Consider the following 23,259-nt stretch of genomic DNA (forward strand, 5'->3'; position numbering starts at 1 on the left):
CCGCGAGCCTGCCGCCCCTAATCTCGCTTCAGGATTTGGGAGCTGGAAATGGACTGGAAATCGCTGTTCTTCTCCGCCGAGGGCCGCATCGGCCGGCAGGCGTTCTGGATCGGCTGGCTGGTGCTGCTGGGGGTTCAGATGTTGGCCGGGTGGATCCCGGTGGTCGGCCACGCGCTGGGCCTGATCGCCCTGTTCGCCTGGGTGTGCCTGTGCACCAAGCGCCTGCATGACATGGGCCGCAGCGGCTGGTGGCAGGCGCCGGCCCTGGCCCTGGGCCCGGTGCTGGTCGTCGGCTCGGCCCTGTGGATCGGCTTCGGCGCGGCCGTCGCCGCCCTCACCGGCGGCGAGCCCGAGCTGGCCGCCCTGGCCGGGGTTGGCGTCCTGCTCGTCAGCATCGCCGTCGCCTTCATCTCGATGATCGCCTTCACCCTGTGGGTGGGCGTCGTCGAGGGCGAACCGGGCGACAACCGCTACGGCCACCCGCCGCTGACGGCGGTGGTGGTCTGAGCCTAGGGCGACGCGAAATCCCTCTCCTCCGGGAGAGGGATTTTTGCGTTGCTTCCCTTCCCCCGGACCGCCCCCTAAGCTGCGCCTTCGCAATGGCGTCGGGGGACGGTCGTGAACGAACTGAAAGCCTACCTGCTCGGGCGGTCGACCCGATCGGAATACTGGATCGGCGTCGTCTGCATGACGATGGCCTGCATGGTCGCCAACTTCCTCTTGCGGAATCCGACCCTGGTCAGCGGCCTGAGCTTCATCCCCTGGGCGGTCATCGCCTCGCGCCGCCTGCGCGACTTCGGCCGTTCCCCCTGGTGGTGCGTCTCCACGGTGGTCGGCGGGTTCGTTCTCGGCCTGGTCGCCGGCGTGATCAACGCCTTCGTCCAGGCCGGCGGCGGCGCCGCGCCGCTGACGCCGCCCTTGATGATGCTCGGCTATGGGCTGGTGAACTGGGGCGTCATCATCTTCATCGGCAGCCAGAAGAGCGTCGCGCCCGGCGCTCGCGCGTCCACCTCCAGTGAAGAGGCCGCGCTGCTCAACACCTTCGATTGACGGCTAAAGCCGCCTCGCCCCAAGGCTGACCGCCCGGGCCAGGGCCTGGGCCAGCTGGGCGTCGGAGCGGGCCAGGGACGCGACCTCGCCGCCCTGGACGTTGACGGTGACATTCACGCCGCCGGTGCCGGCCGGCGCGATCGTCCCGCCGCTGGCCGGCCGGAACAGCTCGGGCCCGCGCTCGCCCACCAGATAGGCCCCGCCGGCCGCCACAGGGCCGCCGTCGGCCCTCGCTCCGGAGAATGGGGCTCCGGAAAACGCCGAGCCCAAGGCGCCGGCCAAAGCCTGGACCAGGCCGCCGCCGCCGCCGGAGGTCCCGGCCGACATCGCGTCGATCACCGCCCGCGCCAGCTCGGCCAGGCTGACCTTGCCGTCGGCGGCCGCGTGGGCCAGCGAGCGGACCAGGCCGGCGCCGGCCTTGGCGAAGGCCTCGTCGATGCCGCGCGCCGCCTGCTCGGCCGGGGCGCGCAGGGCGGCCAGGGCGGCGGCGGCCTCGGCGGCGCGGGCGGGGACGGCGTCCAGGCCATCCGGATCGAAGTCGCTCATGGGGTTTCCTCGTCGGGAAAGCGGGCGATCAGGGCGCCGAGGGCCGCGCGGTCCAGGACCGGGGCGGCGGGGGCTTCTGTCAGGGCGCGCCACTCGGCCAGGGACAGCCGCCAGAACGCCTCGGGCGGGATGGCCAGGTGCAGCGCGGCCAGGCGCAGGGCGTCTCGCCAGCGCGCCGTCATGCGCAGGCCGCCAGGGCGGCGGCCACGGCCGCGACCGCTTCGGGGATCGAAACCCCGTCCGGCACGGCCGGGTCCTCGCCGCCGCCTTCCAGCAGCGCCGCCAGCACGGCCAGCAGTTCGCCCGCCGACAGCCGCGCGAACCGTTCGGGCAAGGCGCTCCAGTCCTGCAGGCCCAGGGCCGCCTCGATGCGGGCCAGGGCGCCCAGGATCAGGCACAGCCGGCGCGGCGTCCCGGCCAGGGGGACGACGACCTCGCCCCGGGCGGGGTTGGGGGTGTGGGGCATGGACTGTTCTTCTTCGAAGCCATCCCCTCTTGCACCGTCATCCCGGGCCTCGTGCCCGGGACCCCTGGTTCAGCTCGCACGTGAAGCGCAAGCGGTTCGCCAGCGAACCGCCCCTCCCGCACCTGCGGCGGACAGAGGGGTCCCGGGCACAAGGCCCGGGATGACGGTGGTTTGTAGGGATGGATGTTGTGATCGGACGCTAGATCGCCGTGAACGTCACCGCCCCGGCCGAGGCCAGGGACAGGGCGAAGGCCGCCTCGCCGTCGTGGTCGCCGGCGTATTCCAGGGCCGCCACCAGGAACGGCCCCTCCAGCTGGACGAAGTCGGGGATCACCAGCCGCCACGTCCGCGCCGTCTGGGCGAAGAAGCTGTCGCGGACCAGGGCGTCGGACGCCGTGTCGCGGAACACGCCGGCGCCCGAGACGGCGACCGAGCGCACGCCGGCCCCGGCCAGCAGCTCGCGCCAGCGGCCGGCGCTGTCGCCGTCGGTGGCGTCGATGGTCTGGGCGTTGAGGCTGATCGTCCGGGCCCGCAGGCCGGCCACGGTGGTGAAGGCCGGCGTCGGGGCGCCGTCGCTGATCTTCAGCAGGATGTCTTTGCCGGCTTGGGCGGCCATTTCAGGATCTCCGGTTTTCGGGGATTGGGGCGATCACTTGCCCCCTACGGACCGCTACGCGGTCGTCTTCCCCCGGAGGGGGAAGAACCGCGCGCGAGAAGGCTCCGCCCCCTACGGGGGCGGACAGACGGCGAAGCCGTCAGGTGGGGGCAAGGGGGTGAGCCGCTGAAGCTCAGACGCTCTCGGTCACCGCCCGCACCCGCAGCACGCCCAGCGACAGCTCGCGGTCGGCGGCGCGGAAGACGTCGGCATAGGTGACGCGCAGGGTGACCAGGCGCCGGCCGGCGACGGCGGGCGAGGCGTTGTGCAGGGCCGCGCGGACGGCGGCGGTGACGGCGCGGGCCTCCTCCGGCCCGCCGAACTTGCTGGCGCAGGTGACGGTCAGCAGGTGTTCCAGGCCATCCGCCTCAGGCCCGAACGGCCGGCTCTCCTGGCGGCTCAGGCTGACGCACGGATATATCGGCCGCCGCGGCGCATCGATATGCACGCGGCCCTCGACCAGGGCCGAGACGGCGGGCGCGGCCTTCAGGGCCTCGACCACGGCGGCGGCGATCGCCGCGTCGGGGCCGCTCACAGCCGGGCCTCGCGATACGGGGCCAGCCAGGCCTCGACCAGGCCGGGCGGCGGTTCCGAACCGTCCCGGTGTTCGTAGGCGTGGGCGACCAGGACCAGCACGGCCAGGCGCAGCGGCGCGGGGCTGGCGGCCGCCAGGACCAGGCCCGTGGCGGCGGCGACGCGCGCCTCGGCGGCGTCGATCAGCAGGCCGACCAGGGCGTCCTCCGTGGCGTCGGCCACGCGCAGGAAGCCCTTGGCCTCGGCCAGGGTGATGGAGAGGGGCATGAAAACCTCCTGAGCCCCTCCCCCTCGTGGGGAGGGGTTGGGGTGGGGGGCTACGACGGTGGAAACGGAGTGGGGCGGCCAACGCCGTTCCCCCCACCCCCTGCCCCCTCCCCACGAGGGGGAGGGGGAGCCGCGATGCCCTTACGACACCGCGAACTTCAGCAGCTTGATCGCGTCGAAGTTCTGCACTCCGCCGCCGACCCGCTTGGTGGTGTAGAACAGCACGTGCGGCTTGGCCGAGTACGGGTCGCGCAGCACGCGGACGCCGGCCCGGTCGACGATCAGGTAGCCCTTCTCGAAGTCGCCGAACGCGATGGCCATGGCGTTGGCCGCGACGTCGGGCATGGCCTCGATCTCGGTCACCGGATAGCCCAGCAAGCTGGCCGACTGGCCCGGCTGCAGGGCCGCGTTCCAGATGTAGTTGCCCTGAGCGTCCTTGAACTTTCGCACGGCGCTGACCGTGCGACGGTTCATCACGAAGCGGCCGTTCTGGCGGTACTGGGTCTTGGCCGCGTAGATCAGGTCGATCAGCTTGTCGGTCGGGTTGCTGGCCGGCCAGGCGCCGGCGACGCCGGTGGCCAGATAGCCGACCTGCCCCCAGGTGGCCGAAGCGTCGGCGGCCGCCGTATAGGCCAGCAGGCCTTTGGGTTTGTTGACCCCGTCGCCGGCGACGAAGGCGCTGGTCTCCTGGGCGGCGAAGGCGTCCTGCACCTCTTCCGCCAGCCACTCGTCGATGTTCACATAGGCGTCGTCGAGCAGGGCCTGGGTGGCGGCCGGGCTGGCGTAGAGCTCGCCGGCCGGGAAGTCGATCACGTCCAGGGTCGGGGCCGTGGTCTCCGGACGCGCCGCGGTCTCGGCCACCCAGCTGGCGGCCAGGCCGGCGGTCGAGACGGGCTTGCGGAACGTGCCGGCGCCGATGGTGCGCACCTGGCAGATGTCGCGCATCGGGCTCGCCGCCGCGAGACGGCGCAGGATCTGCCGCTCCAGCTCGGCCGGGGCGACGTAGCCGCCGGCCGTGGCCACGCCTTCGGACAGGCCCTTGGCTTCCAGGAGAAGCGCCGGGGTCTCGCCGGTCTTGATGTAGCGGTCGAAGGCGGCCTTGCGCTCGTCGACCCGCGCCAGCGGCGTGTCGCCGCCGATGGAAGGCCGCCGGGCGTCGGCCAGCACGCGGTCCAGCCGCGCCTGGGCGCTGGAAACGGCCTCGTCGATGCGGGCGACCTTCTCCTCCAGCAGCACGTCGGCGCGCTTGGTCTCCAGCGCGGCGAGGCGCTGGTCGTTGGCGGCCTTGAAGCCCTCGAACGCGGCCAGCACCTCGTGCAGCGCCGCCCGGGCCTCGGGCGAGGCCGCGGCCTGTTTGGTTTCTTTCATGGGGTTCTCCGGTTTTGGGAACGGTCCTCCCCGCGCGGGGGAGGCGTCGGCGAGGCCGACAGCGGGGTTCACGGAGGGGAAGGGTCGCTCCCCTCCGTCGCCCGGATCGCGTCCGGGGCGTCACCTCCCCAACGGGGAGGATTTCGGCGGCGCGGCTTTTCGTACGACGTACCGACTGGCGCGAGCCGGCTTCAAGCCCGGACCACGCACGGAAGCTCCAAGCTCAGTCGAAGTATACGCGCCACAATGCAGAGCAAGACTTGCCACGGCCGAAAGAAGATAGTCGCTTTTATTTCGACTTTCCGGCCAAACTCAGGTATAGTGTAAGAATGGTGGTGAGGCCAAAGGCAGCATCCACCTGCGGCCACCCTCGCGCTCTCGAGGGCAACCTAAAGGACACCATGTCCCCTACCTCTCCGCAGAAGCGGATCTACAAAGTGACCGGCGTGATGCCGGACCATAAGCGGAAGCACCCCCAGAAGGTGGTGCGCTACGTCATGGCCTTCGAGCCGAGCTACGCCGTGTCGCGCTTCCAGACCGATACGAGACGCGTCGCGCGGGCCTGGAAGCCGATCATCGTCAAACGCCTGCCGCCCGGCTCACGGCTTCTGCACTAAACCCAGAACGCCCCCGGTTCGCCGGGGGCGTTTTTCGCGCCGGCGCCCAAGGCGGGGAGCCCCCCCTGTCCGCTGAAATCCTGTACGGCCGCTAGGGCCGCGCCGCGGCCGCCAGGTCGATCTCGCGATAGGTCGACAGGCGTTCGAAATGCAGGTTGCAGATCTCGGCGCCGGGCGAGACCATCAGCCGTATGCGGGTCTGGGCCGGCTCGTCGTGCCAGATCACCAGCCGCAGGATCACCTGGTCGCTGATCCTCAGCGGCCGGCCATGGTCGCGCTGCAGCTGGTCGAGGGTTGCGCCGCAGGCCTTGAAGGGCACGCGCAGCATGACCAGCGACAGGCCCTTGTCGTCGTAATAGTAGGTCGTCCGGACGGCCTGGCCGTTCAGCACGTACTGACCGGCCGACCGCGCCTGGCCCTTCGACAGCACCTCGCCGCGCTTGACCGGCTTGGTCCCGGGCATCGCCGCCTCCACCTGGGCGGGCGACATGTCCCACTCGGTGGCGGCCCACCCGGCGTGGGCCGCGGCCGGAACGGTCGCCAGGACCAGGGCCGTCACGATCGTCCAGATCCGCGTCATCGAAACTTCCCCCCGCCCTTCCGGGCAAGCTAGACCACGGCGCGGCGCCGGGCTAGCCGACCTCCGCCGCGCTGGGCGGGCCCGAACTTCCAAGGCCGACGCCGCGCGCTATGGTGGGGCATGGACCTCTCAGCGAACCGCCGCCCGGCGGCCGTCGCCGCCCTGCTCGCGGCCTCTCTGCTCGGCTCGGCCTGCGCCTCGCCGTCGGACCAGGCCCCGCCCGCGCGCGAAACCGGCGCCGCGGTGTGCCAGGCCCGGCGCACCGAAGCCCAGTGCACGAGGCTCGGGCCGCCGGGCGTCGACGCCGCCGGTTGCCTGTGGAACAGCGCCCGGAAGCTGTGCCTGTACGACGAAGGCTACCGGATGCCGCCGCCGCCCTTGCCGCCGCCGCCGGTCAGGAGCCTCGTCCCGAACCCCGGCTCACCCTGAGCCGCGCCCCCGGCAGCATCGGGAAGGTGACGATCGACACCTCCCACAGCTCCACCCCGGTCAGCACGCGCAGGCGTCCGGTCTCGTCGGGGCGGGCCTTCACGGCGCGGAAGCCAATGGAGAGGCCGTCCAGGGCCCCGGCCTCGACCAGGGCGGCGACCAGGCGGCCGCGCGGCGTCGTGCGCAGGACGCGGCCCCGGACGTAGAGGCCCTGGGCGTCCTCGAAGAGCTCGTCCCAGACCCCGATCGGCTCGGCGTCGTCGTGCTGGTGCAGCATCTTCACGGCCGCCGGGCCGGTGCGCGCCAGGCTGGCGGCGAAGGCCCCGGCGGCCGTGACGTCGTCGTTGAGGTCGCGCGTCCAGAAGAGGCTGGCGTGGCCTTCGATGGGGAGGTCGTCTTCAGTCATTCCGGTCTCCGTCCAGCTTGCTCTCGATCCGGGCCAGCGAGGCGCGGGCAGCCTCGGTCTGGGCTTCCAGTCGGGCCAGGCGCTCGGCGACCGGGGCCTGGGCGTCGAGGCGCTGGCGCAGGTCGTCGATCCGCGCCGACGCCCGTCCGGCCCACATCAGGGCGGCGGCGGCCTGCAGGGCCACGGCCACGAGGAGGCCGACCGAGACCTGGCGGTCGAGCCGCCAGCGGGTGGGTGAGGTCATGGGTTTCTCCTGGGGCGGCGAGCACTTGCCCCCTACGGACCGCTTCGCGGTCGTCTTCCCCCGGAGGGGGAAGAGCCTCGCGCGTCAGGCTCCGCCCCCTACGGGGGCGGACAGGCGGCGAAGCCGCCAGGTGGGGGCAAGTGTCAGCCCTCCAACCCCGCCAACCGCCGCCGCTCCGCGTCCGTGAGGAAACTCGCCCCCTCCAGCCGCGCCCACAGCGCATCCCGTTCGGCCGACAGCGCCGGCACGGCGTCCAGGTCGCAGGCCACCCGCGCGCCCGGGAACTTCGGCTCGAGCCACACCGACAGCGCCCGCGCCGCCCGCTCGGCCAGGGGCACGACCGTGTGCCGCCAGAACGCGCCGTTGGCCTCGCGGTAGTTGGCGTAGGTCGCGTCGCCCGGCACGCCCAGCAGCTGGGGCGGCACGCCGAAGGCCAGGGCGATCTCGCGGGCGGCGGCGTGCTTGCCCTCGACGAAGTCCATGTCGGCGGGCGTCAGCGACATCGGCCGCCAGTCCAGCCCGCCCTCCAGCAGCAGCGGCCGGCCGGCGTTGGCGGTCCCGGCGTGGGCGTCGCCCAGCTCGGCCTTCAGCCGCTCGAACTGCTCGGCGCTGAGCCGGTCGCCGGCCTCGCGGTTGGCGTAGACCAGGGCCCCCGACGGCCGGGCGGAGTTGTCGAGCAGGGCCTTGTTCCAGGCGCCCGAGGCGTTGTGCACGTCGATGGCGAAGGCGGCGGCCTCCAGCGGCGAGAAGCCGTAGTGGTCGTCGGTGGGGTTGAACAGCCGCAGGTGCAGCACGGGCAGCCAGCCGGACGCGTCGCGGCCGATCCGGGCGGTGCGGCCGGCGACCTGGTAGTCGTAGGCCAGCGGCCAGCCGCGCGGGCCGGGCGCCACGGTCATGCGGTCGGGTCGCAGGGCGTAGAGCTCGGTCGGGACGGCGTCACCGCCCGTGTTGTCCTGGGACGCTTCGAGATAGCCGTTCCCCGCCACCTGCAGATGGCCGAAGAACGCCTCCATCAGGTCGGCCCCGCCCTGCTCGGGATTGGGGGCCTGGAGCAGCCGGCGCAGCGGATGGTCGTCGGCGCGTTTCCCACCGACGAAGACGGTGAGCGGCACCGCGGCGGCGGCCTCGGCGATCATTCGCACGCAGCGATAGGCGATCGGGTTCTTGGCGAAACCTTCCGACGCCAGGGCCGCGTAGTCGCGCGGCGTCCAGCGAGGACGTCCGGCCGTGGTCAGGGCGATCAGGCGGGCGGCGCGGGAGTCCTTGGCCTCGGGCGGGCGGGGTTTGAACAGGGGCATGGAAGGCCTCGCGGAGGTTGAGAACATAACGGGAACATGTTAGGGATGAGCCGCCCGGCCAAGAGGCTCCGCCCCCTACGGGGGCGGACAGACCGCGTCGCGGTCAGGTGGGGGCAAGGGGGTGAGCCACATGCCTGCGCCACGACCTACGATCGCCAACGCCAGACGGCTTCGCAAAGAGATGTCCCTGCCGGAACTGATGCTGTGGAACGCCATCCGGCGAGGACAGCTGGATGGCTTGAAGTTTCGACGCCAGCATCCGATCGGACCGTACGTGCTGGACTTCTTCTGTCCGGCGCACCGGCTGGCGGTCGAGGTCGACGGCGCGGAGCACTACGCCGAAGATCGTTCAGAGAAGGACGCGGCGCGGGATCGTTGGCTGGCGCGACAGGGAATCATGACCCTGCGCCTTCCGGCGAGCGGGGTGCTCAACTCCCTCGACGGCGCGCTGATGGCCATCCGTGAGCAGCTCACCCACTTGCCCCCACCTGGCGGCTTCGCCGCCTGTCCGCCCCCGTAGGGGGCGGAGCCTCGCGCTCTTCCCCCTATGGGGGAAGACGACCGCGAAGCGGTCCGTAGGGGGCAAGTGTTCGGTGCAGGGCGACAGAAGAGTAACATCGCACCGGCGATCACTTGCCCCCTCCGCGCCTTCGGCGCTCCTCCCCCGGAGGGGGAAGAGCCTCACAACACCGACAACCGCGGCCGTCGCCCCACCCCCAGCATCAGATCGCTCACCGCCCAGACCAGCGCATCCGCCCGGTCCGGGCTGTGGTCCAGGTCGCCGGAGCCCAGGGCCATCAGTTCCTCCTCCAGGGCGACGAACGCCCCGCAGTGGACCACCCTGCCCTGTTCGTACAAGGCCGCCACCGGCTCGGCCCTCGCCCGTTTGCCGGTCGAGGCCTTGACCAGTTTCACCGGGCACGGCGGCCCCGCCTGGGCCAGGACCGAGCGGACCATGTCGCCGCCCTGGTTGGCCTCGGCCACCAGGGCGTCGGCCGACCAGGCGACGGCGGCCTCGACCGCGCGGCGGGCCCAGGCGTTGGGCGACAGGCCGCGGGCGGTGCGGTCCTCGAGCACGAAGGCTCTTCCGTCAAAGCGTCCGCAGACCACGATCCCGCAGGCGTCGCCGCCCGCCGTGGCCGGCGGATCGACGGCCACGACCACGCGCTCGAAGGCGGCCGGCGGCGCGCCCCGGCAGCGGGCCAGGTCCTCGGCGCGGAACAGGCCGCCCTCGCCCTCGACGATCAATCCATCCAATTCCTGCGCGGCAAGCCGCGTGCCGCCGTAGAGGCCCTGCAGCGTCGACAGGAAGGCCGGCGCCAGGTGGGCGGCGTTCGCCGAGGTCGGGGCCCGGGTGTCGACCGTGCCCGGCTCGGCGATCAGATTGCGCAGGGCGCGGATCGGGCGGGGCGTGGTGGTGACCACCAGGCGCGGATCGGTCCCCAGGCGCAGGCCGAAACGCAGCATGGCCAGGGTCTCGGCGGGTTTCGGCCAGGCGCAGAACTCGTCGGCCCAGGCGGCGTGGAACTGCGGCCCGCGCAGGGCGTCGGGGTCCTCGGCGGAGAAGGCCTGGGCGACGGCGCCCGACTTGAACACCAGCCGCCGGCGGCTGACCTCCCAACGGGGGCGCTCACCGGGGAGGTACAGACTCTTGATGCCCGAAGGGCCCTCGATCATCACCTCGCGCACGTCGTGGAAGGTGGGCCCGACGAGCGCGAGGCTGCCTTGGCGTTCGGCCTGCTCTTTGATCCAGGCGGCGCCGGCGAAGGTCTTGCCGGCGCCCCGACCGCCCAGGAACAGCCAGGTGGTCCAGGGGTCAGACGGGGGAGTCTGATGCGGCGCCCGCGCTCGCCGCGCCCGCAACGCCGTCAAGCAGCGCATCACCAGCTTCCACGGCGCCAGCTCCGTCCAGAGATTTAGATTCTCGGGCTCCTTCAACAACGCCCAGTCGGCGTCGGATCTCGGCTCGAACTTGCTCCACCCGCTCGGGGGTTCGACCAGTGTCGTCATCCATTTCCATCTCCTCGGGGGTCTCGGCCTGGTTCTCGTTGGCGGCCGGGACCTTCAGCCCCACCGCCTCGGCGGCCTTGGCCCGGGCCGCGACATCGGCCACGCCCTTGCGGCTGGCCGACAGGGCGCCGCTGACACGGCGGCTGGCCAGGCCGGAGCCGGCGATCAGCGCGTTGAGTTCGGCCTTGGAGCACGCGGGCGCGTCGGTCTTGATCCGATCGACGTTGAAGGCCTGCAGGTCCGCCAACACGGCGTCGCTGTTTCTGATGCTGTGTTCGGGGCTCATCTCGCTTCTCCCGGCCATGACACAAAGGTACGGGAGCAGCGAGCGCCGCTGATAACTTAGGTCGAAAAAGTTCAAGGCCTTGATTTCGCTTAAGATCGATCGCTATCCGCCGAGCATCGACGACGCTCCATCCCCGTCAGGCCGGCCCCGGAACGCCATCCGCCGCGGTCGGCGCGCTTTCCCGGCCGTCCGCGAGGCAGTAGCTAGGCCGTATGACCGAACCCCAAGTCGATGAAGGCGACCTGATCTTCCAGAAGATCGCGGGCGTCGTCCTGGCCGCGATCCTGACCGTCGGCGGCGTCGCCGCGATCGGGTGGGCCGACGCCTCCGTCGAGCCGCGCATGGAAGCCTTCGCCCGGGCGGCGCCCGGGATGATCTTCTGGTGGCGGGAAGACGTGGGCTGGCCCCTGGTGCTGGGCATGGCGCTGCTGCTCACGCCCCTCGTCGTGGTGCCCGGCGCCTTCGGCCTCCGGTTCCGCCAGTTCCTGCCGACCTTGCGCCCCCGCTGGCGCGTCGCCCTGGTGCTGGGGCTCGCCGTCCTGATCGGCGGCGACGCCGCGGTCTATCGCTGGCTCGGCGGGCGCGACGTCGGCGTGGCGACGATCGACGGCGTCCAGTGGCTTCGCGACGGCGCGCCCCACGATCAATGGCGCTGGGAGCAGGCGGTCGAGATCACCGGCGGGTGCTCGACCTCCCGCCGCAACGCCGGATCCGAGCCCCACTACGGCGTGGCGTATCTCGTCGCCTTTCCGGGAAAGCGGGAAGCCCGGCTGTCGTTCAGGATGGCGGACCCCGCGACCTGGACCGCGGCCCTGCGGCCCATCGACGACAAGCTGACCGCCGCCGGCGTGAAGCGGTCAATGGACGGCGACGCCGAATGCCTCGCGCACTACCAGGCGGGGATGCTCGAGGACGATGGGCGGGCCTTCCAGCATGTCCTGAGGCCGGCCGACTGACGGCCCGACCGCCGGTCCTGGGCCGCGCACGACGGGACTTTGGAAGCCCCTGCAGAATTTCAATCACCGCCCGGGGGTGACATCCGCCGAACTTGCCCCTACCTTGGCCCCATGATCCTCGCCGCCCAGCAACAGCTGTTTTGGTATTTTAGCTATCCGACGCCTCTGGCGCCGGGAGGGGATCGTTCGGCCTGAGATCAGGCTCTTTAGAACACCTTTCACCAGCCGCCAGGGGTTCCCCGGGCGGCTTTTTTGATGGCCGCCGGACCTCCCAGACTTCCAGGAGTTACCGCCGTGCCTTCCTCGACCGCCGCCGCCAATATCGCCCAAAATCTCGCAGCACTCCCCGTCCCCACCGACGACCTGCGGATCAAACAGCTCCAGACCCTCAGTCCGCCCGCCCAGGTGATCGGCGAGGCCCCCGCCAGCTCGTCGGTGGCCGAGGTGGTGGGCGACGCCCGCGCCGCCGTCCACCGCATCCTGCACGGCCAGGACGACCGGCTGGTGGTGGTGATCGGGCCGTGCTCGATCCACGACCCCAAGGCCGCCCTCGACTACGCCCAGCGCCTGGCGGCCGAGCGCGAGCGCCACGCCGGCGAGCTGGAGGTGATCATGCGGGTCTATTTCGAGAAGCCCCGCACCACGGTCGGCTGGAAGGGCCTGATCAACGACCCGGGCCTGGACGGCGGCTTCCGGATCAACGAGGGCCTGCGGCTGGCGCGGCGGGTGCTGCTGGACGTCAGCGCCCAGGGCCTGCCGGCGGCCTGCGAATTCCTGGACGTGACGACGCCCCAGTACATCGCCGACCTGGTGGCCTGGGGCGCGATCGGGGCCCGCACCACCGAGAGCCAGATCCACCGCGAGATGGCCTCGGGCCTGTCGTGCCCGGTGGGCTTCAAGAACGGCACCAACGGCGACGTGAAGGTGGCCGTGGACGCGGTGACGGCGGCGGCCCAGCCGCACCATTTCCTGGCCGTGACCAAGGAGGGCCGCGCGGCCATCGCCACCACCACCGGCAACGAGGACGGCCACGTGGTGCTGCGCGGCGGCAAGGCCCCCAACTACGACGCCGCCAGCGTCGCGGCGGCGGCTGAAGCGCTGACCAAGGCGGGCCTGCCGGCGCGTCTGATGGTCGACGCCAGCCACGCCAACAGCGGCAAGAACCACGAGAACCAGCCGGCCGTGGTGGCCGACATCGCCGCCCAGGTGGCGACCGGCGCCGCGCCGATCATGGGCGTGATGATCGAGAGCAACCTGGTCGCCGGCCGCCAGGACATCGTCCCCGGCCAGCCGCTGGTCTACGGCCAGTCGGTCACCGACGCCTGCGTCGATTGGGAGACCTCGGTGCGGATGCTGGACGCCCTGGCCGCGGCGGTGAAGGCGGGCCGGGCGGGGCGGGCCGGCTAGAACGGCTTCACGCAGGTGATCCCGGCGCGGGCGTTCATGTCGTTGCCCATGCCGTCCACGTCGCCGGCCAGGCGGGCCCGGCAGCCCTTGCTGGGCCGGCGCGACAGGAACGGCTCAGGGTTCTTGGCGTAGCGGCCGGTCAGGTCCAGGTTCAGGCGCGGGTTGGCCGGGGCGGCGTCCGCCCAGCGCCGGGCCTCGCAGTCCTCGCGCTCGCGGCGGGTCAGGTCGGCCCGCGCGCAGCCGCCCAGGCCTCGCAGGACCGGCGCCGGCCCCTGCGCTGGCGCGGGCTCCGGCCGGGAGTCGCCCATCGTGAAGGGCGCCACGTCGCCGGGCGGCGGGGACGCCGCCGCCTGGACCTCCGGCTCGGGCCTGGTCCGGGCCCGGGCGGCGCGATCCTCCGGCGCCGACGGACGGGCCCGGTCGCGGCGGGGCGTGCCCGGAGAGGCGGGCGGGACCAGCGAGGCCTGGATGACGGGGGGTTCGACAAGCGCCGGCTCGGTTCGCGACGCGTAGCGCACCAGCAGGACGAGCAGGACCCCATGGAAGACGGCCGACACGGCGATCGCGGCCGTGCGCACGCCGCCGGCCCGTGTCTTCCCCCGTCCGGCCATGCCGCCCCGTCCTCCCAAGACGGCGGGTACTGCGCCCTGGATTGCGGACTGAAGTGTGGCCGAGCTTGGACCTCTTCGAGGCCTCGAACGCCGTCGTCATCCCGGAAAGCGCGCAGCGCTTGTCCGGGACCCAGGTGAACCGCACCGCGCCAGCCCAGTCCCCTGGGTCCCGGACAGCCCCTGCGGGGCTTCCGGGATGACAACGTGAGGGGAGGCGGCGGAAAATCCGCTCCCTCTGTCGGCTCCGACCGACCTGCCCCGTCCTAGCTCCGAACACCGAAACGGAGCCCGCCATGTCGTTCCAAGGCTATCTCGACACCATCCAGGCCAAGACCGGCCTCGACGCCGACGGGCTGAAGACGGCGGCCGACGCCGCGGGGCTGTCGACCGACGGGGCGCTGAAGCCGGGGGTCAAGGCCGGCCAGGTCGTGGCCTGGGGCAAGGGTGAACTGGACCTGGGCCACGGCCATGCGATGGCGATCTACGCCCTGCTGTCGGGCAAGCGGGCGGAGGGGGACGCCTAGCGCCCTTCCCCCCGCGCCCCTACCCCGCGATCGGCGACAGCGACTTCAGCTCGTTCAGGCCCTTGACGCTGTTCTTGGCCCAGGTCTCGACCTGGCGGCCGAAGTCCTGGCGGTTGCTGACCCGGTTGCGCCATTCCATCGAGAAGTCGTCGATCGTCCGGCTGTCGACCGCCCGGCCCAGCAGCGAGCCGGTCAGGGAATCCCGGGCTTCCACCACCAGGGTGGCCCCGCCCGCGTCGCGGCTGTAGCTGCGGACGATCCCGGGGGTGTCGATGTCCGGCGCGGTGACGGTGATGTCGATCAGGGCGGTGCGCACCCGCAGGACGTCGGACGCCGCCTCGGTGACCACCGGATAGCCGCCGTCCGTATAGGCCTTCTCGAGGATCTTGGTGGCGCCCTTGCGGCCCTCCTCGGCGATGCGCGCGATGTCCCGGTCGGTGATCTCCATCGAGGGCGACCGCTGGTCCCTGTTGAAGTCGCGCTGCCAGTTCTTCTCGAACGCGATCTCCGTGGGGTCGATGATCACCTTGGCGTAGCCGCGGAAGTCGGCGCCGGGCCGCAGATAGACCAGCTCGAACCGCTTGGCCTTGACCTTGACCAGCCCGTCCCACTCGGCCGGCGGCTTGGCCGCCAGGGCGGGTCGGGCGACGGCGGTGAAGACGAGACCGCCCAGGGCGAGGGTGGTGAAACGGCGTCTGTCCATGATGGCGCTCCGGATGCCTGATCCGTGGCGACGATCCGGCGGAGGCCCCAGGGTGTCTATCGGTGCAAACCCTTGCCGGGCCCGGGAACATACCGATGCGAGGGGTTGCGGGCGTCTCCCGAAACGTCGCAAGCTCGACCATTGCTTTTGGGGAGCCCGCGATGGGAAGCATGTCCTGGATACACTGGCTGGTCTTTCTGGGCGCCACGGCCGTGTTGTGCGCCGCCCTGTATCCCGGCGCGCGAATTCTCCAGCGGGCCGGCTTCTCGCCCTGGTGGGTGGCGCTATGCCTGATCCCGGGCGGCGTCTTCGTCTGCTATCTGCTGCTGGCCTTTGTCCCGTGGCCGGCGCTGGACGAGCGGCGGACGGAGGCCTGAGGCCCCCGTTCAGAACCCTCAGTCCTCGGGGTCGTAGATCACGTCGCTCTTGTCGTACATCAGGTCGGTCGCCACGAAGTCCAGGGCGTCCTCCGGGTCCTCGAAGCACAGCTCGCTGACCGTCTGGTCGCGCACCGAGATGCCCGCCTTGTGGGTGCTTTCCGGGTCGCCGGTGATCAGCGGGTGCCACAGCGGCAGGCTCTTGCCCTCGTGCAGCCGGCGGTAGGCGCAGGACGGCGGCATCCACTCCAGCCCCTCGATGTTGTGGGGCGTCAGCTTGATGCAGTCGGGCACGGTCTTCCTGCGGTTGGGATAGTCCTTGCAGGTGCAGCGGTGCTCGTCGAACAGCTGGCAGTGCACCCGCGTGGGGATGATCTCGCCGGTGTCTTCGTCTTCGAAGCGAACCAGGCAGCAAAGGCCGCAGCCGTCGCATAGACTCTCCCACTCGGGGACGGTCATCTGGTTTAGGGACTTCGTCTCCCAGAAAGGTTTGCGCGCCATCATCGCGGCGTCCTAAACCCAAATGACGCTGAGACCAAACGGGACCGTGGGGCCGACTTGAACGACTGGACGCTGCCGCCCTATCGCTTCGACGACAAGCCGGCGGGCCAGGAGCCCGCGCGGCCGCCGGAATTCGGCGCTTCCCCGCCCCCGCCGCCGCCTCCCGAGCCGCCGCCGGAAGAGCCCTACCGCGCGGATTTGAAGCACGCCAAGGCCAAGGCGAAGGCCCGCAAGGCGCGGTGGATCTGGATCCCGCTGCTGGTCGTGCTGGTCCTGGGCCTGCTGGCCGCCGGGGCCGGCGGGACCTATGTCTGGCTCAAGTACCTGAAGGACGCCCCGCCCCTGCCCTCGCGCGAGGCCCTGTTCGCCGTGAACCGGGCGCCGGGCATCCGCTTCGAGGACCGCAACGGCCAGGTGATCGCCACCCGCGGCCCGCGGTACGGCCAGCGCATCACCCTGGCGGGCGTGCCCAACTACGTGCCCCTGGCCTTCCTGGCCGCCGAGGACCGCCGGTTCTACAAGCACGGGGCCATCGACCTCTACGGCATCGCCCGCGCCGCCTGGGCCAACCACAAGGCGGGCCGCACCGTGCAGGGCGGCTCGACCCTCAGCCAGCAGCTGGCCAAGGGCCTGTTCCTGACCCCCGACCGCATCACCAGGCGCAAGGTCCAGGAGATGTACCTGGCCTGGAAGCTGGAGCGGGTGCTGACCAAGGACGAGATCCTCGAGCTCTATCTGAACCGGGTCTATTTCGGGGCCGGCACCTACGGCGTCGACGGCGCGGCCCAGACCTATTTCAACAAGCCCGCCAGCCAGCTGACCCTGTCGGAATCGGCCCTGCTGGCCAGCCTGATGAAGGCCCCCTCGCGCCTGGCCCTGACCCGCGACATGTCCGGCGCCCTGGCCCGCTCGCGCCTGATCCTGGCCAACATGCGCAAGGAGGGCTGGATCACCGCCGAGCAGGAGAGCCGGGCCCTGGACGACACCCCGCGCCTCTCGCCCCTGGCCGCCCAGGATGAGGGCGACTTCGGCTGGGTGCTGGACTACGCCACCTCGGAAGCCGTCCGCATCGCCGGCCAGAACGCCCCCGACCTGGTGGTGCGCCTGACCATCGACCCGCGCCTGCAGCACGCCGGGGCCCAGACGGTCCGCGAGGCCATCCGCGTGGCCGGCGAGGGCGCCGGAGCCCGCCAGGCGGCCCTGCTGTCGCTGTCGGGCGACGGCGCCATCCGCGCCATGGTCGGCGGGACCGACTATAGCGAAAGCCCGTTCAACCGCGCCGTCCAGGCCCGCCGCCAGCCGGGCTCGACCTTCAAGCCGTTCGTCTACGCCGCCGCCCTGGAGAAGGGGGTGCTGCCCACCGACATCCGCGTGGACGGCCCCGTCCAGTTCGGCGACTGGAAGCCCGAGAACTACGCCGGCGGCTATCGCGGCCCGATGACCGTGCAGGACGCCCTGGTCAATTCGATCAACACCATCGCCGTCAAGCTGGCCCAGGAGGCCGGGGGTCCCGCGATCGGCGACCTGGCCCGGCGGTTCGGGATCACCAGCCTGCCCTCCAACCCCGACCTGTCGGTGGCGCTGGGGGCCTACGAGGTCAACCTGCTGCAGCTGACCTCGGGCTTCCAGGTGTTCCAGCAGGGGGGCCTGCGCGTCCAGCCCTACGTGATCGAGAGCATCGCCACCCAGGGCGGCGAGCCGATCTTCAACCACACCGCCCCCGCGACGCCCTCCAGCGTCTACGACATCAGCAAGGCCAGCATGATGGTCAAGATGATGAAGAAGGTGGTCGAGGTGGGCACCGCCAAGCGGGCCGCGTTCGGCTGGCCGGCGGCGGGCAAGACCGGCACCAGCCAGAACTGGCGCGACGCCTGGTTCGTGGGCTTCACCCCCGACTACGTCACCGGCGTCTGGGTGGGCAACGACGACGACCGGCCGATGAACAAGGTGGTCGGCGGCGACATCCCGGCCAGCATCTGGCGGCGCTACATGCTGGTGGCCCACGAGGGCGTGGCGGTGCGCGACTTCCCGTGGCTGCTGCCCGATCCCGAGCCCCAGTCCTCGCCCGATCCCCGCAACGGCTTCTACGAGACCCTGTCGGCCGAATTCGCCCGCTCGGCCTCGGAGCTGGAGCCCCCGGCCACGCCGGACAGCGCGCCGACGCCGGGCCAGGCGCCGGAGCAGCTGCCTTACTAGGCAACCTGAATCCCTCTCTCTTTGAGAGAGGGAGGGGCCCGCCGCGAAGCGGTGGGAGGGTGAGTGGTTTCACCGCCGGCCGGAAACCTCCATCCGTTCCGCCACGCTTGGATCGCGGGAAGAAGAGCAAGACGGCCGGCCGAACGGCCGACGCCCCTTTCGGTGAGGGTGTAACCACTCACCCTCCCATGGCTTCGCCATGGGCCCCTCCCTCTCTCCAAGAGAGAGGGTGTCGCGCGCCCTCCATCCCCGTTCCATCCCCCCAAATGCCTGCCACCCCGCAACCCCTTACGACGCGCATCAAACCGTCTGAAATCAACCATTTGTGCGGTTACACATATCGATAATCGATCTGAAGATATCGACCGTCGATGAGCAACGTTACAGTACTTACAGCCTCGCAAGGATTCACACTCAGATCACAGAGCTATTTGAGGACTCATCTGAATAGTGAGGCTTAGATATCGGCGTTTTCTCTACGCCCCATTGCACCGCTGACACCCAAAAGTCCCATTCCCGCCGCAATTGGGTATCAGCCGTTGCTTGGATGTGACAGGTCCTAGACATATTCATTACATAACGGCGTCCACGATTGACGGTCGTCTCGGGCCGCTCCTATCCCAACGTCAACCGGGGACGGAGGTCCTCCGGGAAACCTGAAACTGACAGGGCGACGGGACGAGCGGGTCGATAGGGCCAGGCTCCGAGCGCCCGGAGGGACCGACATGAAATTGCAGACCAACCGCGGGCGCCTGCTCGCGACGACGATGATCGCGGGGGTCGCCACCTTCGCCGCCTTCGCCGCGAACGCCCAGGACGCCGCCCCCACGGCCGCCCAGGCCGCCGCGCCGGCCGACAACGAAGTCGAAGCCGTCGTCGTCACCGGCTCGCTGCTGCGCCGCACCGACACCGCGACCCCGTCGCCGGTGACCGTGCAGACCACCGAGCAGTTGAAGGCCCAGGGCATCACCACGATCTCCGACGCCATCCGCAGCCTGTCGGCCGACAACTCCGGTTCGATCCCCGCCGCCTTCGGCAGCGGCTTCGCCGCCGGCTCGACCGGCGTGTCGCTGCGCGGCCTGTCGGTCAACTCGACCCTGGTCATGATCGACGGCCTGCGGAACGCCAACTACCCGCTGGCCGACGACGGCCAGAAGGCGTTCGTCGACCTGAACTCGATCCCGTTCAACGCCGTTGAGCGCATCGAGACCCTGAAGGACGGCGCCTCGTCGCTGTACGGCGCCGACGCCATCGGCGGCGTCGTCAACATCATCATGAAGTCCAACTACCAGGGCATGAGCGCCGACGCCTCGTACGGCGCCAGCCAGCACGGCGGCGGCGACCAGTTCCGCTTCACCGGCGACGTCGGCTACGGCGACCTGGATACCGACAAGTACAACGTCTACCTCGACGTCGAGTACCAGCTGGACAAGCGCATCAAGGGCGACCAGCGCGGCTTCCCGTACAACACCAACGACCTGACCTCGATCCCCGGCGGCCAGAACAACAACCCGCAGACCGGCGGCAGCACCTTCTACGGCAACGTCAAGCCGGCCACGATCACCGGCAACGACCTGACCACCGGCCTGGCCGTCGACGGTTCGGTCTGGCAGCCGCTGCGCACCTGCGCCAGCAACGCCCCGCTGACCGAGCAGTTCGACGAGGACGGCGTCTCGATGGGCACCTACTGCGCCCAGAACGTCGCCAACTTCGCCGACATCCAGCCCAAGCAGGAACGCGCCGCGATCTACGGCCGCTTCACGATCAAGCCGACCGACAACCTCGAAGCCTACATGTCGGGCAGCTTCGTCCAGTCGAAGACCTCGGTGAACGGCACCCCGACGACGCTCACCTCGAGCACGCCGAACAACCTGTCGAACCTGGTCCTGCCGGTGTGGATCTGCTCGGCCGGCGCCGACTGCGCCACCGCCGCCGACCGTCAGCTGAACCCGAACAACCCGTTCGCGGCCAGCGGCCAGTACGCCCTGACCAAGTACCGCTGGAGCGACATCCCGGCCACGTCGGACTACACCAACCGCATGCTGCGCCTGGTGGGCGGCGTGAAGGGCGCCGCCGCGGACTGGAACTACCAGGCCAACCTGGTGATCGCGCATGACTCGCTGGAAAGCACCCTGACCGGCTTCATCAGCTACAAGCAGCTGATGAGCGACATCCAGACGGGCGCTTACAACTTCATCGACCCGACCAAGAACAGCCAAGCCGTGCGCAGCGCGCTGTCGCCCGACCTGGCCAAGACCTCGACCACGGACCTGGACTCGATCAACTTCCAGGCCTCGCGTCCGGTCTTCAGCCTGCCGGGCGGCGACGCCCAGCTGGGCCTGGGCGGCGAGTTCCGCTACGAAGCCACCAACGACCCGGCCCTGAACCCGGTGAACGACGCCCAAGGCCTGGGCAACGCCCGCACCGAGGGCAACCGCACCGTGGCCTCGGCCTTCGCCGAACTGGGCATGCCGATCACCGACAAGATCGAAGTGAACGCCTCGGGCCGCTACGACCACTACTCGGACTTCGGCGGCAACTTCTCGCCGAAGATCGGCGTGAAGTTCACCCCCATCAAGACGGTCGCCCTGCGCGGCACGATCTCGAAGGGCTTCCGCGCGCCGTCGTTCTCCGAAGCCGGCAACTCGGCCAGCCAGGGCTTCACGACGTTCTCGTTCAAGGCGGACAAGTACGCGGCCTTCCGCGACTCGCACGGCAACAACGAGTACATCAAGGACTACTCGCTCTCGTCGATCACCACGGCCAACCCGGACCTGGATCCGGAAAAGTCGACCAGCTACACCCTGGGCGCCGTGTGGGCTCCGACCCGCAGCTTCAGCATCTCGCTGGACTACTACCACATCAAGAAGACCGACGTGATCGCCCAGGCCAGCGCCGGCGTCGCCCTGGCCGCGTACTACGCGGGCGAGGCCATCCCGGCCGGCTACATCGTCACGCCGGACGCGATCGACCCGGAACACCCGACGGCCCTGCCGCGCGTGCTGTCGGTCAGCTCGCCCTACATCAACGCCGACTCGCTGGTGACCAGCGGCCTGGACCTGAACGTCCAAGCCACGTTCTACCTGCCGGCCGACGTGAAGTGGTCCAGCAACCTCGATGCCACGACCATCTTCGACTACAAGTACACGCAGGACGGCACGACGTATAACTACGTCGGCAAGGAAGCGCCGTACGTGCTGTCGTCGGGCGCCGGCACCCCCAAGAACCGCCTGTCGTGGACCAACACCTTCGAGCGTGGCCCGATCCACGTGACGGGCGTGATGAGCTACGTCAGCGGCATGCGCGAGGAAGACGACAGCTACACCGAGGGCTGCCTCTACGGCGACGCCGCCTTCAACTGCCGCGTCAAGTCGTTCACGACCGTCGACCTGACGGGCGCCTACGACGTGAACGAGAAGGCCACCGTCTACGCCGACGTGATGAACCTGTTCGACACCGGCCCGATGTTCAACCCGGCCAACTACGCCGGCGTGAACTGGAACCCGACCTACTCGCAGTCGGGCATCGTGGGCCGCTACTTCCGGGTGGGCGTCCGCCTGAAGTACTAGGATCTCGCGTACGGGGGCATCAGTTCGCCCCCGATGAGAGGAGGGGCCGCCCGCGAGGGCGGCCCCTTTTTCGTTGGGGACGACACAGGGGACACACACTCACTCTCAAGTCTCTGCCGGACTGGCTGAGGCCGTGCCGTGAGTGTGTGTCCCCACCTTCGCCCACCGCCTCACTTGACAATAGAACAAATAGAGAACATAATTTATCATCTTCGGGGGAGATCGCATCGATGCCCAGAACGGCGCGCGTGGTGTTCCCGGGCGTTCCGCATCATGTGACCCAGCGCGGCAATCGACGGCAGTCGACCTTCTTCAGCGTAGACGACTACGCGACCTATCTACGCATCGCAGCCGGCGTCTTCGCCGAGGCCGGGGTCCAGGTCTGGGCCTATTGCCTGATGCCCAACCACGTCCACCTGATCGCGACGCCTCCCGACGAGGCGAGCCTGGCGCGCGCGATCGGCGCGGCTCACGTCCGCTACGCGCGTCATATCAATCGCCGCGAAGGTTGGTCGGGCTATCTCTGGCAAGGCCGGTTCGCCTCGTTTCCGATGGACGAGCCATACCTTCGGCTTTGCGCTCGCTATGTAGGCCTCAACCCCGTGCGCGCGGGCTTGACCAAACGGGCCGCCGACTGGCCCTGGTCCAGCGTGCGGGCGCACCTGACCGGCGAGGCCGATCCCCTGCTGACGCCCGAACCGCTGGCCGAACTCCTGGGCGCGGAGATGGCGACCTTCTTCGATCTCGACGCTCCCGAAGAAGGATACGATCTGGTGCGCGGCGCCACGCGGACAGGCCGCCCCTTGGGATCAGCGGCCTGGCAGCGGGCGACACAGGGGACACACACTCACTCCACGGCCCCAGCCAGACCGGCCAAGGCCTTGCCGTGAGTGTGCGTCCCCGTCAGACCCTGTAGGCCCTGTTGATCCGGTAGTAGGCCAGCAGCACCGCGCCGACGATCAGGGGCGGGAGGAGCGCGAACAGCCAGCCGCCGAGGTCGATCCCGGACGGGGCGGCGCCCGCGGCCAGGCCGGTCATGATCCCGATCCAGGCCAGGGAAACCACCGTCCAGCAGGCGAAGGTGCGGGCCCAGCCCTCCAGCCGCCAGAGGGCCAGGGCCAGGCCGCCGCCCATGGCCAGGAACAGGGCGGTCAGGCCGGCCCGCGCGCTCGCGCCGGCGCCCGGGTCGAGCGCGCCGATCAAGGTCCAGATCAGGCCGCCGCCCAGGACCAGCAGCACGCAGGAGCCGACGCCGTAGGTGATCCGCGAGGCCGCCATCCGGGCGCGCCAGGCCCGCGGCTCCCGGTCCCAGATCGCGTTGGCGGCGATCACCGCCAGGATGCAGCCCCCGCCCAGCAGGAACAGGTTGCGCGCCCCGCTGCTCTCGGCGGCCCGCGCGCTGAGCCCTTCGCCGACGATCCAGAAGAACGCGCCGTAGAGCAGCACGGCCACGACCCGCCCCAGCCGCGACTTCGAGAGCCAGGCGTTCGGCACGAGCTGCAGCAGGAGGAACAGCCAGAAGAAGCCGCCCAGGCGATCCGCGACCGAGGGCCAGAGCCGGCCGTCGGCCAGCCAGAGCAGGCCCGCCACGATCACGGCGGCGACCATGTGGACGCGATAGGGTTTGGCGATGGGTTCGGCGGTGTCGGTCATGCTCGC

General features: G+C 70.5%; 29 protein-coding genes and 1 pseudogene. 13 read left to right on the forward strand and 17 right to left on the reverse strand.

The window, feature by feature from the left end:
* The first annotated feature begins 48 nt into the window (after positions 1-48).
* Both BR39_RS0103220 and BR39_RS0103225 read left to right on the forward strand, forming a co-directional pair.
* On the forward strand, positions 49-507 hold the full coding sequence (locus BR39_RS0103220) for a DUF805 domain-containing protein (protein WP_029907643.1): 459 nt from the start codon (positions 49-51) through the stop codon (positions 505-507).
* 111 nt (positions 508-618) lie between these two features.
* Positions 619-1,050 carry a DUF805 domain-containing protein gene (locus tag BR39_RS0103225; protein ID WP_029907644.1) on the forward strand — a complete coding sequence of 144 codons (432 nt, stop codon included), beginning with the start codon at positions 619-621 and terminating at the stop codon, positions 1,048-1,050.
* Positions 1,051-1,053: 3 nt separating this feature from the next.
* Here the strand turns inward: BR39_RS0103225 and BR39_RS0103230 are convergent, their stop codons facing one another.
* The 7 genes from BR39_RS0103230 to BR39_RS0103260 all read right to left on the reverse strand — a co-directional run bounded on the left by BR39_RS0103230 (position 1,054) and on the right by BR39_RS0103260 (position 4,886).
* The gene (locus BR39_RS0103230) at positions 1,054-1,596 is read right to left on the reverse strand and encodes a hypothetical protein (RefSeq protein WP_029907645.1); all 543 of its coding nucleotides are present in this window, start codon (positions 1,594-1,596) and stop codon (positions 1,054-1,056) included.
* The gene (locus tag BR39_RS0103235; RefSeq protein WP_029907646.1) at positions 1,593-1,778 is read right to left on the reverse strand and encodes a phage tail assembly chaperone; all 186 of its coding nucleotides are present in this window, start codon (positions 1,776-1,778) and stop codon (positions 1,593-1,595) included. Before BR39_RS0103235 ends, BR39_RS0103230 begins: the two co-directional genes overlap by 4 nt.
* Entirely contained in the window at positions 1,775-2,062 is a 288-nt protein-coding gene (locus tag BR39_RS0103240) for a GTA-gp10 family protein (protein WP_029907647.1), read from the reverse strand. The genes BR39_RS0103235 and BR39_RS0103240 overlap by 4 nt, the downstream gene beginning before the upstream one ends.
* 199 nt (positions 2,063-2,261) lie before the next feature.
* Positions 2,262-2,678: a phage major tail protein, TP901-1 family gene (locus BR39_RS0103245; RefSeq protein WP_029907650.1), complete on the reverse strand. Its 417-nt coding sequence runs from the start codon at positions 2,676-2,678 to the stop codon at positions 2,262-2,264.
* Between the two features lie 172 nt (positions 2,679-2,850).
* Positions 2,851-3,252: a DUF3168 domain-containing protein gene (locus tag BR39_RS26330; protein WP_029907651.1), complete on the reverse strand. Its 402-nt coding sequence runs from the start codon at positions 3,250-3,252 to the stop codon at positions 2,851-2,853.
* Complete coding sequence (locus BR39_RS26335; protein WP_029907653.1) at positions 3,249-3,518, reverse strand: head-tail connector protein; 270 nt, start codon at positions 3,516-3,518, stop codon at positions 3,249-3,251. Before BR39_RS26335 ends, BR39_RS26330 begins: the two co-directional genes overlap by 4 nt.
* 141 nt (positions 3,519-3,659) lie before the next feature.
* Entirely contained in the window at positions 3,660-4,886 is a 1,227-nt protein-coding gene (locus tag BR39_RS0103260) for a phage major capsid protein (RefSeq protein ID WP_029907654.1), read from the reverse strand.
* A gap of 401 nt (positions 4,887-5,287) precedes the next feature.
* Here BR39_RS0103260 and BR39_RS0103265 point away from each other — a divergent pair, with 401 nt between their 5' ends.
* Positions 5,288-5,503: a hypothetical protein gene (locus BR39_RS0103265; RefSeq protein WP_029907656.1), complete on the forward strand. Its 216-nt coding sequence runs from the start codon at positions 5,288-5,290 to the stop codon at positions 5,501-5,503.
* 91 nt (positions 5,504-5,594) lie between these two features.
* On the opposite strand, the gene BR39_RS0103270 is transcribed toward BR39_RS0103265, so the two are convergent.
* Complete coding sequence (locus BR39_RS0103270; protein WP_029907658.1) at positions 5,595-6,083, reverse strand: hypothetical protein; 489 nt, start codon at positions 6,081-6,083, stop codon at positions 5,595-5,597.
* Between the two features lie 120 nt (positions 6,084-6,203).
* Here BR39_RS0103270 and BR39_RS0103275 point away from each other — a divergent pair, with 120 nt between their 5' ends.
* Positions 6,204-6,512 carry a hypothetical protein gene (locus BR39_RS0103275; protein WP_029907660.1) on the forward strand — a complete coding sequence of 103 codons (309 nt, stop codon included), beginning with the start codon at positions 6,204-6,206 and terminating at the stop codon, positions 6,510-6,512.
* On the opposite strand, the gene BR39_RS0103280 is transcribed toward BR39_RS0103275, so the two are convergent.
* The 3 genes and pseudogenes from BR39_RS0103280 to BR39_RS0103290 all read right to left on the reverse strand — a co-directional run bounded on the left by BR39_RS0103280 (position 6,478) and on the right by BR39_RS0103290 (position 8,551).
* Positions 6,478-6,918, reverse strand: coding sequence for an HK97 family phage prohead protease (locus tag BR39_RS0103280; protein WP_029907662.1), 441 nt, complete (start codon positions 6,916-6,918; stop codon positions 6,478-6,480). The genes BR39_RS0103275 and BR39_RS0103280 overlap by 35 nt on opposite strands.
* Positions 6,911-7,162 (reverse strand): hypothetical protein, encoded by a 252-nt coding sequence (locus tag BR39_RS0103285; RefSeq protein WP_029907664.1) that lies wholly within the window; start codon positions 7,160-7,162, stop codon positions 6,911-6,913. Before BR39_RS0103285 ends, BR39_RS0103280 begins: the two co-directional genes overlap by 8 nt.
* A gap of 143 nt (positions 7,163-7,305) precedes the next feature.
* Positions 7,306-8,551: pseudogene (locus tag BR39_RS0103290) on the reverse strand (phage portal protein).
* Positions 8,552-8,641: 90 nt separating this feature from the next.
* On the opposite strand from BR39_RS0103290, the gene BR39_RS0103295 reads away from it, so the two are divergent.
* Positions 8,642-8,980, forward strand: a complete 339-nt coding sequence (locus tag BR39_RS0103295; RefSeq protein ID WP_231499386.1) for an endonuclease domain-containing protein — start codon at positions 8,642-8,644, stop codon at positions 8,978-8,980.
* 161 nt (positions 8,981-9,141) lie between these two features.
* Here BR39_RS0103295 and BR39_RS0103300 read toward each other — a convergent pair whose 3' ends face one another.
* Together BR39_RS0103300 and BR39_RS26900 are read right to left on the reverse strand one after the other, a co-directional pair.
* Positions 9,142-10,341 carry a DNA-packaging protein gene (locus tag BR39_RS0103300; RefSeq protein ID WP_231499387.1) on the reverse strand — a complete coding sequence of 400 codons (1,200 nt, stop codon included), beginning with the start codon at positions 10,339-10,341 and terminating at the stop codon, positions 9,142-9,144.
* Positions 10,277-10,756 carry a hypothetical protein gene (locus tag BR39_RS26900; protein ID WP_231499388.1) on the reverse strand — a complete coding sequence of 160 codons (480 nt, stop codon included), beginning with the start codon at positions 10,754-10,756 and terminating at the stop codon, positions 10,277-10,279. The genes BR39_RS0103300 and BR39_RS26900 overlap by 65 nt, the downstream gene beginning before the upstream one ends.
* Positions 10,757-10,968: 212 nt before the next feature.
* Between BR39_RS26900 and BR39_RS0103310 the strand changes: the two genes are divergently transcribed.
* The 3 genes from BR39_RS0103310 (at position 10,969) to BR39_RS0103315 (ending at position 13,119) form a co-directional block, all read left to right on the forward strand.
* A complete protein-coding gene (locus BR39_RS0103310) occupies positions 10,969-11,712 on the forward strand; it encodes a hypothetical protein (RefSeq protein ID WP_029907678.1) in 744 nt (247 codons plus the stop codon).
* A gap of 111 nt (positions 11,713-11,823) precedes the next feature.
* A complete protein-coding gene (locus BR39_RS26340; protein WP_156035634.1) occupies positions 11,824-11,907 on the forward strand; it encodes a hypothetical protein in 84 nt (27 codons plus the stop codon).
* Positions 11,908-12,033: 126 nt separating this feature from the next.
* The gene (locus BR39_RS0103315; protein ID WP_369795629.1) at positions 12,034-13,119 is read left to right on the forward strand and encodes a 3-deoxy-7-phosphoheptulonate synthase; all 1,086 of its coding nucleotides are present in this window, start codon (positions 12,034-12,036) and stop codon (positions 13,117-13,119) included.
* On the opposite strand, the gene BR39_RS0103320 is transcribed toward BR39_RS0103315, so the two are convergent.
* Positions 13,116-13,730 carry a hypothetical protein gene (locus BR39_RS0103320; protein ID WP_029907702.1) on the reverse strand — a complete coding sequence of 205 codons (615 nt, stop codon included), beginning with the start codon at positions 13,728-13,730 and terminating at the stop codon, positions 13,116-13,118. The genes BR39_RS0103315 and BR39_RS0103320 overlap by 4 nt on opposite strands.
* Before the next feature lie 293 nt (positions 13,731-14,023).
* Between BR39_RS0103320 and BR39_RS0103325 the strand changes: the two genes are divergently transcribed.
* Entirely contained in the window at positions 14,024-14,254 is a 231-nt protein-coding gene (locus BR39_RS0103325; RefSeq protein ID WP_029907709.1) for a DUF4287 domain-containing protein, read from the forward strand.
* A gap of 19 nt (positions 14,255-14,273) precedes the next feature.
* Here BR39_RS0103325 and BR39_RS0103330 read toward each other — a convergent pair whose 3' ends face one another.
* Positions 14,274-14,957: a DUF3313 family protein gene (locus BR39_RS0103330; RefSeq protein ID WP_029907711.1), complete on the reverse strand. Its 684-nt coding sequence runs from the start codon at positions 14,955-14,957 to the stop codon at positions 14,274-14,276.
* Positions 14,958-15,127: 170 nt separating this feature from the next.
* On the opposite strand from BR39_RS0103330, the gene BR39_RS0103335 reads away from it, so the two are divergent.
* Positions 15,128-15,334, forward strand: a complete 207-nt coding sequence (locus tag BR39_RS0103335) for a hypothetical protein (RefSeq protein WP_156035569.1) — start codon at positions 15,128-15,130, stop codon at positions 15,332-15,334.
* 18 nt (positions 15,335-15,352) lie between these two features.
* Here BR39_RS0103335 and BR39_RS0103340 read toward each other — a convergent pair whose 3' ends face one another.
* Positions 15,353-15,838, reverse strand: coding sequence for a YcgN family cysteine cluster protein (locus BR39_RS0103340; RefSeq protein ID WP_029907716.1), 486 nt, complete (start codon positions 15,836-15,838; stop codon positions 15,353-15,355).
* A 54-nt stretch (positions 15,839-15,892) separates the two neighbouring features.
* Between BR39_RS0103340 and BR39_RS0103345 the strand changes: the two genes are divergently transcribed.
* From BR39_RS0103345 to BR39_RS0103355, 3 genes are all read left to right on the forward strand, one after another.
* Entirely contained in the window at positions 15,893-18,031 is a 2,139-nt protein-coding gene (locus BR39_RS0103345) for a PBP1A family penicillin-binding protein (protein WP_029907719.1), read from the forward strand.
* 725 nt (positions 18,032-18,756) lie between these two features.
* The gene (locus BR39_RS0103350) at positions 18,757-21,600 is read left to right on the forward strand and encodes a TonB-dependent receptor (protein ID WP_029907721.1); all 2,844 of its coding nucleotides are present in this window, start codon (positions 18,757-18,759) and stop codon (positions 21,598-21,600) included.
* 230 nt (positions 21,601-21,830) lie between these two features.
* Positions 21,831-22,490: a transposase gene (locus BR39_RS0103355; RefSeq protein ID WP_051695140.1), complete on the forward strand. Its 660-nt coding sequence runs from the start codon at positions 21,831-21,833 to the stop codon at positions 22,488-22,490.
* A 13-nt stretch (positions 22,491-22,503) separates the two neighbouring features.
* Here the strand turns inward: BR39_RS0103355 and BR39_RS0103360 are convergent, their stop codons facing one another.
* Positions 22,504-23,253, reverse strand: coding sequence for a hypothetical protein (locus tag BR39_RS0103360; RefSeq protein WP_029907725.1), 750 nt, complete (start codon positions 23,251-23,253; stop codon positions 22,504-22,506).
* Between the last annotated feature and the right edge of the window lie 6 nt (positions 23,254-23,259).

It is taken from the genome of Caulobacter sp. UNC358MFTsu5.1 (genome assembly GCF_000712075.1).
Lineage (GTDB): Bacteria > Pseudomonadota > Alphaproteobacteria > Caulobacterales > Caulobacteraceae > Caulobacter.

Coding starts and splice junctions, on each gene's coding strand:
- BR39_RS0103220 (WP_029907643.1), top strand. CDS start 49: ATGGACTGGAAATCGCTGTTCTTCTCCGCCGAGGGCCGCATCGGCCGG.
- BR39_RS0103230 (WP_029907645.1), bottom strand. CDS start 1,596: ATGAGCGACTTCGATCCGGATGGCCTGGACGCCGTCCCCGCCCGCGCC.
- BR39_RS0103235 (WP_029907646.1), bottom strand. CDS start 1,778: ATGACGGCGCGCTGGCGAGACGCCCTGCGCCTGGCCGCGCTGCACCTG.
- BR39_RS0103240 (WP_029907647.1), bottom strand. CDS start 2,062: ATGCCCCACACCCCCAACCCCGCCCGGGGCGAGGTCGTCGTCCCCCTG.
- BR39_RS0103245 (WP_029907650.1), bottom strand. CDS start 2,678: ATGGCCGCCCAAGCCGGCAAAGACATCCTGCTGAAGATCAGCGACGGC.
- BR39_RS26335 (WP_029907653.1), bottom strand. CDS start 3,518: ATGCCCCTCTCCATCACCCTGGCCGAGGCCAAGGGCTTCCTGCGCGTG.
- BR39_RS0103260 (WP_029907654.1), bottom strand. CDS start 4,886: ATGAAAGAAACCAAACAGGCCGCGGCCTCGCCCGAGGCCCGGGCGGCG.
- BR39_RS0103265 (WP_029907656.1), top strand. CDS start 5,288: ATGTCCCCTACCTCTCCGCAGAAGCGGATCTACAAAGTGACCGGCGTG.
- BR39_RS0103270 (WP_029907658.1), bottom strand. CDS start 6,083: ATGACGCGGATCTGGACGATCGTGACGGCCCTGGTCCTGGCGACCGTT.
- BR39_RS0103275 (WP_029907660.1), top strand. CDS start 6,204: ATGGACCTCTCAGCGAACCGCCGCCCGGCGGCCGTCGCCGCCCTGCTC.
- BR39_RS0103280 (WP_029907662.1), bottom strand. CDS start 6,918: ATGACTGAAGACGACCTCCCCATCGAAGGCCACGCCAGCCTCTTCTGG.
- BR39_RS0103285 (WP_029907664.1), bottom strand. CDS start 7,162: ATGACCTCACCCACCCGCTGGCGGCTCGACCGCCAGGTCTCGGTCGGC.
- BR39_RS0103295 (WP_231499386.1), top strand. CDS start 8,642: ATGTCCCTGCCGGAACTGATGCTGTGGAACGCCATCCGGCGAGGACAG.
- BR39_RS0103300 (WP_231499387.1), bottom strand. CDS start 10,341: ATGCGCTGCTTGACGGCGTTGCGGGCGCGGCGAGCGCGGGCGCCGCAT.
- BR39_RS26900 (WP_231499388.1), bottom strand. CDS start 10,756: ATGAGCCCCGAACACAGCATCAGAAACAGCGACGCCGTGTTGGCGGAC.
- BR39_RS0103310 (WP_029907678.1), top strand. CDS start 10,969: ATGACCGAACCCCAAGTCGATGAAGGCGACCTGATCTTCCAGAAGATC.
- BR39_RS26340 (WP_156035634.1), top strand. CDS start 11,824: ATGATCCTCGCCGCCCAGCAACAGCTGTTTTGGTATTTTAGCTATCCG.
- BR39_RS0103320 (WP_029907702.1), bottom strand. CDS start 13,730: ATGGCCGGACGGGGGAAGACACGGGCCGGCGGCGTGCGCACGGCCGCG.
- BR39_RS0103325 (WP_029907709.1), top strand. CDS start 14,024: ATGTCGTTCCAAGGCTATCTCGACACCATCCAGGCCAAGACCGGCCTC.
- BR39_RS0103330 (WP_029907711.1), bottom strand. CDS start 14,957: ATGGACAGACGCCGTTTCACCACCCTCGCCCTGGGCGGTCTCGTCTTC.
- BR39_RS0103335 (WP_156035569.1), top strand. CDS start 15,128: ATGTCCTGGATACACTGGCTGGTCTTTCTGGGCGCCACGGCCGTGTTG.
- BR39_RS0103340 (WP_029907716.1), bottom strand. CDS start 15,838: ATGATGGCGCGCAAACCTTTCTGGGAGACGAAGTCCCTAAACCAGATG.
- BR39_RS0103350 (WP_029907721.1), top strand. CDS start 18,757: ATGAAATTGCAGACCAACCGCGGGCGCCTGCTCGCGACGACGATGATC.
- BR39_RS0103355 (WP_051695140.1), top strand. CDS start 21,831: ATGCCCAGAACGGCGCGCGTGGTGTTCCCGGGCGTTCCGCATCATGTG.
- BR39_RS0103360 (WP_029907725.1), bottom strand. CDS start 23,253: ATGACCGACACCGCCGAACCCATCGCCAAACCCTATCGCGTCCACATG.